This is a genomic window from Polaribacter sp. BAL334, assembly GCF_015767435.1.
Lineage (GTDB): Bacteria > Bacteroidota > Bacteroidia > Flavobacteriales > Flavobacteriaceae > Polaribacter.
On the sequence record NZ_JADWOV010000093.1, the window covers coordinates 1 to 494 of the forward strand.

At 34.4% G+C, this 494-nt stretch carries 1 pseudogene; it reads left to right on the top strand.

What is annotated here, in order from left to right:
- A pseudogene (locus IU405_RS00475) lies at nt 1-494 on the top strand (xylose isomerase); the annotation flags it as partial.

Consider the following 494-nt stretch of genomic DNA (forward strand, 5'->3'; position numbering starts at 1 on the left):
GGTTAACCATGCCACATTAGCACAACATACATTTCAACATGAAATAGAAGTAGCAGCTAATGCTGGCATGCTAGGTAGTTTAGATGCAAATAGAGGAGACTATCAAAACGGGTGGGATACCGATCAATTTCCAAACAACATTCAAGAAACTACCGAAGCCATGTTATCATTTTTAAAAGCCGGCGGTTTAAAAGGGGGTGGAATCAATTTTGACGCCAAAATAAGAAGAAACTCTACTGATGTAGAGGATGTTTTTATAGCTCATATTGGAGGCGCAGATACTTTTGCTAGAGCGTTGCTTATTGCAGATAAGATTATATCATCATCTCCTTATGAAAAACTTAGAAAAGAAAGATATAGTTCTTTTGATTCTGGAAAAGGAAAAGATTTTGAAGCTGGTAAATTAAGCTTGCAAGATTTATATAAAATTGCTCAGGATAATGTTGAGTTACCTTTAAAAAGTGGCAAACAAGAATTACTTGAAAATATAATTA